The 5,953-nt window shown below is 72.3% G+C and carries 7 protein-coding genes; all 7 read right to left on the minus strand.

The features are described 5' to 3' along the window. Positions 1 to 1,091, minus strand: a 1,091-nt coding sequence (locus DKT69_RS29820; RefSeq protein ID WP_109804786.1) for an acyltransferase family protein, incomplete at its 3' end; no start/stop codon positions are given. Positions 1,092 to 1,283: 192 nt separating this feature from the next. Beyond that, positions 1,284 to 2,180, minus strand: coding sequence for a GTPase Era (gene era, locus DKT69_RS29825; RefSeq protein ID WP_109804787.1), 897 nt, complete (start codon positions 2,178 to 2,180; stop codon positions 1,284 to 1,286). Further along, complete coding sequence (locus DKT69_RS29830) at positions 2,177 to 2,563, minus strand: cytidine deaminase-like protein (RefSeq protein ID WP_109804788.1); 387 nt, start codon at positions 2,561 to 2,563, stop codon at positions 2,177 to 2,179. Before DKT69_RS29830 ends, era begins: the two co-directional genes overlap by 4 nt. Next, on the minus strand, positions 2,556 to 3,968 hold the full coding sequence (locus DKT69_RS29835) for a hemolysin family protein (protein ID WP_201749928.1): 1,413 nt from the start codon (positions 3,966 to 3,968) through the stop codon (positions 2,556 to 2,558). The genes DKT69_RS29830 and DKT69_RS29835 overlap by 8 nt, the downstream gene beginning before the upstream one ends. Continuing rightward, positions 3,944 to 4,417 (minus strand): rRNA maturation RNase YbeY, encoded by a 474-nt coding sequence (ybeY, locus tag DKT69_RS29840; protein ID WP_109804790.1) that lies wholly within the window; start codon positions 4,415 to 4,417, stop codon positions 3,944 to 3,946. The genes DKT69_RS29835 and ybeY overlap by 25 nt, the downstream gene beginning before the upstream one ends. An 18-nt stretch (positions 4,418 to 4,435) precedes the next feature. Further along, on the minus strand, positions 4,436 to 5,494 hold the full coding sequence (locus tag DKT69_RS29845; RefSeq protein WP_109804791.1) for a PhoH family protein: 1,059 nt from the start codon (positions 5,492 to 5,494) through the stop codon (positions 4,436 to 4,438). Positions 5,495 to 5,630: 136 nt separating this feature from the next. Beyond that, positions 5,631 to 5,953, minus strand: a 323-nt coding sequence (locus DKT69_RS29850; protein ID WP_438361890.1) for a DUF7586 domain-containing protein, incomplete at its 5' end; no start/stop codon positions are given.

A 5,953-nucleotide genomic window follows, 5' to 3' on the forward strand; every position in this document is an offset into this window, starting at 1 on the left:
CCCGCCCCCACCCCGACCGGGACCGGTTCGGACCCGGCCCTGGCCGGGGCGGGACTGGCCGGGGCGGCGGCCCGGCCGGCCGGCGTCGAACGGGACCCGCCGGGCAGCAGCTCCGGCACCCGCCGGGCAGCCACGTCCTCGACCCAGCCGACCAGCACGGTGACCATGCCCACCAGGGCGAACACCAGCACCACCCGGACCGCCAAGCCGACCGGGTCCCGGCGGGACCAGCCGACCAGGTCCACCAGCGGGGTGAGTGCCACCACGAAGGGCATGTGCCAGAGATAGACGGTGAGCGCCCGCCGGTTCAGCACGGTGACCACCCGGCCGACGACGGCGTTGCGGTCCACCCACCCGGCGCCGGCCGGCGCCCGGCCGATGGCCACCAGGGTGAACGCCGCCGACCAGAGGGCGTTGCCCAGGTGGATGTCGTTGAGGTCGTAGCCGCGCGGGCCGGGGTGGGTGAAGATCCAGGTCAGCCCGGCGGCGCCGAGGGCCAGCGCGGCCGGCACCAGGACCCGGCCGGCCAGCCGGCGCAGCAGGCCGTCGTGGTGGGCGAAGCCGAGCAGCCAGGCGCCGAAGTAGAGACCGAACTCGCGCAGCACGGTGGGCGCGGCCGGCAGGACCCCGAACTCGATCACCGCGAGCAGGGCGTACGGGGCGAGGAGGGTGGGCAGCGGGGCACGGCGGAACAGCCACAGGGCGAGCGGCGAGGCGAGCACGAACCACAGGTAGTCCCGCAGGTACCAGATCATGCTCAGCGCGACCGACCCCCAGCCGTTGGCCGGCGGGTCGCTGACCGGGAAAAGCCAGAGCAGCACCTTCGGGGTCAGCGGCAACCCGGTGAGCAGCATGGCCGGCACGAAGAGCGCCGACAGCACCCAGAGCGACGGGAGCAGGCGGCGCAGTCGCCGCAGGACGGCCGGCGGGCCGGTGCGGTCCAGGGAGGCGGCCATCAGCGAGCCGGCGAGCGCGAACATCACCGACATCGCCGGGAAGATCAGGGTCAGTGCCGCGGAGCCGGTGACGTGGTAGACGACGACTCGGACGATGGCCAGGAAGCGGAGCAGATCGAGGTATCGATTGCGCATCAGCCTGCATCTATGTTGGGGGCGGGGGGCTAGCCGTCCCCTACCCTCCGACGCGGCCGGACGAAACCGGCGCGCGGGCGGGGCGAAAAGTGAAACTTGCCATATTCCCCGACCGATCCGGACCAGCGCCGCCACCACCGCAACGCCGAACCGCCGGCCCCCTGAACAGGGAGCCGGCGGCCGGACGTACGGTCAGAAGCCGAGCTTGCGCAGCTGCTTCGGGTCGCGCTGCCAGTCCTTCGCGACCCGGACGTGCAGGTCCAGGTAGACCCGGGTGCCGAGCAGCTCCTCGATCTGCCGGCGGGCGGTCGTGCCGACCGCCTTGAGCCGGCTGGCCCGGTGGCCGATCACGATCGCCTTCTGGCTGGGCCGCTCGACGTAGAGGTCGGCGTAGATCTTCATGACCTGGCCCTCGGGGATCATCTCCTCCACCACCACGGCGATGGAGTGCGGCAGCTCGTCGCGCACCCCCTCCAGGGCCGCCTCCCGGATCAGCTCGGCGACCAGCACCTGCTCGGGGTCGTCGGTGAGCATGTCGTCCGGGTAGAGCTGCGGCGACTCGGGCAGGTAGCCGGTCATCACGTCGACCAGGGTGTCCACCTGGTGCCCGGAGACCGCGCTCACCGGCACCACGGCCGCGAAATCGCCCAGCTCGCTGACCGCGAGCAACTGCTCGGCCAGCTTCTTCTTGTCGACCAGGTCGGTCTTGGTCACCACGGCGAGGACGGTGGCCTTCAGCTCGGCCAGCTCACCGGTGATGAACCGGTCACCCCGGCCGATCGGCTCGTCCGCCGGGATGCAGAGGCCGATCACGTCGACCTCGCTCCAGGTGGAGCGGACCAGGTCGTTCAGGCGCTCGCCGAGCAGCGTCCGGGGGCGGTGCAGACCGGGCGTGTCGACCAGCACGAGCTGCGACTCGGGGCGGTGCAGCACCGCGCGGATGATGTGCCGGGTGGTCTGCGGCTTGTTCGAGGTGATGGCGATCTTCGTACCGACGATCGCGTTGGTCAGCGTCGACTTGCCGGCGTTCGGCCGCCCGATGAAACAGGCGAAACCGGCCCGGTACGGCCGCGGCTCGAGGTCACTCACTCGACCACCGTGCCGAGGACGGTGCCGTCCGGCGCGGCCACGTGGATCGGCGCGTCGGCGGAGAGGTCGCGAACCGCGGCGTGCCCGGCGCCGTCCAGCGTCGACGCCTCGGTCACCACCACCGCCGCCTCCAGCCGGCTCGCCCCGGCGGCCACCGCCGAGGCGACCGCCAGCTGGAGCGCGGTCAGGGTGAGCGAGGGCAGGGCCACGCTGGCCGCGGCGTACGTCCGGCCGTCCTGGTCACGGACCGCCGCGCCCTCCACGGCGCCGACCCGGCCGCGCGCGCCTCGGGCCAGGATGACCAGCTTGCCGTCCTCGGCGCTCAGCTCGGCGGGATCGGACGGGGTGGGCCGGGCCGCCGGCACGGCGGGTGACTCAGGCATCGGCGGGTTGCCTCTCCTCGGATCGGTTCTGGTTGCCGCGGGACTCGGCGTGCTCGCCACGCCCCGCGCTGTCCTGCGCGTCGGTCGGCGCCATCCGGCTCACCAGCACGGTGTCGATCCGGTTGCGCCGCCCGGTGGTGCCCTCGGCGATCAGCCGGAGCCCGGACACCTCGGCCTCCGCCCCGGGTATCGGGACCCGGCCCAGCGACTGGGCGAGCAGACCACCGACCGTCTCCACCTCGTCGGTGGGGAGTTCGGTGTCGAAGAGCTCGCCCAGATTCTCCACCGGAAGGCGGGCGGTGACCCGGACGGCACCGTCGTCCAGGCGTTCGACCGGCGGGCGTTCGACATCGTACTCGTCGGTGATCTCGCCGACGATCTCCTCGAGGATGTCCTCGATGGTGACCAGGCCGCCGGTGCCGCCGTACTCGTCGACGACGATGACCAGGTGGTTGCGGGCCGCCTGCATCTCCGACAGCAGGTCGTCGACCGGCTTGGACTCCGGCACGAAGGTCGCCGGGCGCATCAGCTCCGACACCGGCAACTCGTCGGCCCGTGGGTCCCCGCCCTGGGTACGCCGGATCAGGTCCTTCAGGTAGAGCACGCCGAGCACGTCGTCGACGCTGTCGCCGATCACCGGGATGCGGGAGAAACCGGAGCGGAGGAAGAGCGCCAGCGCCTGGGAGAGGGTCTTGCCCTCCTCTATCCACACCATCTCGGTGCGCGGCACCATCACCTCGCGGGCGATGGTGTCACCGAGGGCGAAGACCGAGTGGATCATCTGCCGCTCGCCGTGCTCCACGACACCGCGCTGCTCGGCCAGGTCGACCAGCTCGCGCAGCTCCAGCTGGGTGGCGAACGGCCCCTCCCGGAAGCCGCGGCCCGGGGTGACCGCGTTGCCGATCAGGATCAGCAACGAGGCGAGCGGGTTCAGCGCCCGGCCCAGCCAGCGCACCAGGGGCGCGACGGCGCGCCCCACCGCGTACGCGTGCTGCCGGCCGATGGTCCGCGGCGCGACGCCGACCACCACGAAGCTGACCACGGTCATCGCGCCGGCGGTGACCAGGGCGGCCCGCCAGCCGGCGCCGAACGTGTCCACCGCGACCAGCGCCACCAGGGTGGTGGCGGTCAGCTCGGCCAGCAGCCGGAGCAGGAGCAGCAGGTTGAGATGGCGGACCACGTCACCGGCGACCACCTGGAGGGCGCGGGCGCCGCGCGCCCCGTCGCGGGCCAGTTCGGCGGCCCGGGCCGGGGAGACGGCGGCCAGCGCCGCCTCGGTCATCGCGATGAGGCCGGCGAGCACCACCAGCCCCGCCGCGAAGACGATGAGCTGGAGATCGGGCAGGCCGGCGGTACCAGAGGCCGCCGCCAGGGTGGTCATCACCGGGACCGGGTCGACCGCCAGCTGGACAGCAGGCGGGCCTGGAGCGCGAACATCTCCCGCTCCTCCTCCGGCTCGGCGTGGTCGTACCCGAGCAGGTGCAGCACGCCGTGCACGGTGAGCAGGTGCAGCTCGTCGGCGGGCGAGTGGCCGGCGGTGGCCGCCTGCTTGGCCGCCACCTCCGGGCAGAGCACGATGTCGCCGAGCAGGGCCGGCTCGCCACCGGCCGGGGCGGTCTCGCCCGGGCCGTGGTCGACGCTGCCCTCGTCCATGGGGAAGGCGAGCACGTCGGTGGGACCGTCGCCGCCCATCCAGCGATGGTTCAGCTCGGTCATGTAGTCGACGTCGACCAGCAGCACGGAGAGCTCGGCGAGGGGGTTGACCCCCATCTCGTCGAGGGCGTGCCGGGCGACGGCGAGCACGGCGTCCGTGTCGACCTCGACACCGGACTCGTTGGCGATCTCGATGGACAACTGTCTTCCTCTGATGAATTAGCGGCGCCGGCCGGCCCGACCGCCCTGGGCGGTCCGCCCCGGCACGGCGTGCACGCTCTGCGCCTGCTGGTTCTCCCGCTCGGCGTCCCAGCGGGCGTACGCGTCGACGATCTCCCCCACCAGCCGGTGGCGGACCACGTCGGAGCTGGAGAGCTGGGCGAAGTGCACGTCCTCGACGTTCTCCAGGATCTCCCGGACCACCCGCAGGCCGCTGGTCGTCCCGCCGGGAAGGTCCACCTGGGTGACGTCACCGGTGACCACGATCTTGGAACCGAAGCCGAGCCGGGTGAGGAACATCTTCATCTGCTCGGGCGTGGTGTTCTGCGCCTCGTCCAGGATGATGAAGGCGTCGTTCAGCGTACGGCCCCGCATGTAGGCCAGCGGCGCCACCTCGATGGTGCCGGCCGCCATCAGCTTCGGGATGGTCTCCGGGTCGAGCATGTCGTGCAGCGCGTCGTAGAGCGGACGCAGGTACGGGTCGATCTTCTCGTTGAGCGTGCCCGGCAGGAAGCCCAGCCGCTCCCCCGCCTCGACCGCCGGCCGGGTCAGGATGATCCGGTTGACCTGCTTGGCCTGCAGCGCCTGGACCGCCTTGGCCATGGCCAGGTAGGTCTTGCCGGTGCCGGCCGGGCCGATGCCGAAGACGATGGTGTGCGAGTCGATGGCGTCGACGTAGCGCTTCTGCCCGAGGGTCTTGGGGCGGATGGTGCGACCGCGTCGGGAGAGGATGTTGAGCGTGAGGACCTCGGCGGGCCGCTCCGCGCTGCCCTGCTCGAGCATGCCGACGGTACGCCGGACGGCGTCACTGGTCAGGGTCTCGCCTTTCTCGATGAGTTCGAGGAGCTCACTGAAGAGGCGCTCGGCGATGGCGTTGTCCGCGGGGGCGCCGGTGATGGTGATCTCGTTGCCACGCACGTGGACGTCGCTGTTGACCGAGCGTTCGACGAGTCGCAGGATCTCGTCGCCCGCGCCGAGCAGGTTCACCATGATCTTCGGGTCGGGGACCGTGATCCTGGTCTGCACCCGGGGCGGGCCGGGAGGTGGGGTGCCGGTCATAGATCGGGCCCGTCGGGCCCTGCGCCACCTGCTTCCGAATTCGGCGCCGCTGCCCTGTTGGCGCGGCGTGCGGACGTTCTACCCATCGTATCTGTTCAACACCGGACGCACCCCGCCCATTTCGGCTGGTCCGTGATCATCTCCCGGCGCGGAAGTCGTACCCGTCGAAGGTCTCCTGGGAGCGGGTGAAGCGGTAGGTGGCCCAGTGCATCCGCACCACCGCGCCGCGCTCGTCCCGGGTCAGCCGGAGCAGCTCGCCCACCTCCCGCCCGGCGACGGTCCGGAACACGTCCGGCCGGTCGGGCAGCGGCGCGAAGACGGCCGGGGGCTTGCCGGCCGGGTCGTCCGCGCCCCGGGCCCGCAGCGCGCCGTCGTGCCAGGAGAAGACGTACTCGAAGCCCTCGCCCCACCAGCGGCCGAGCGCCCCGCGCAGGTGGTCGGGGGCGCTCGGCCGCTGGT

This window comes from Micromonospora sicca (genome assembly GCF_003172935.1).
Taxonomy (GTDB): domain Bacteria; phylum Actinomycetota; class Actinomycetes; order Mycobacteriales; family Micromonosporaceae; genus Micromonospora; species Micromonospora sicca.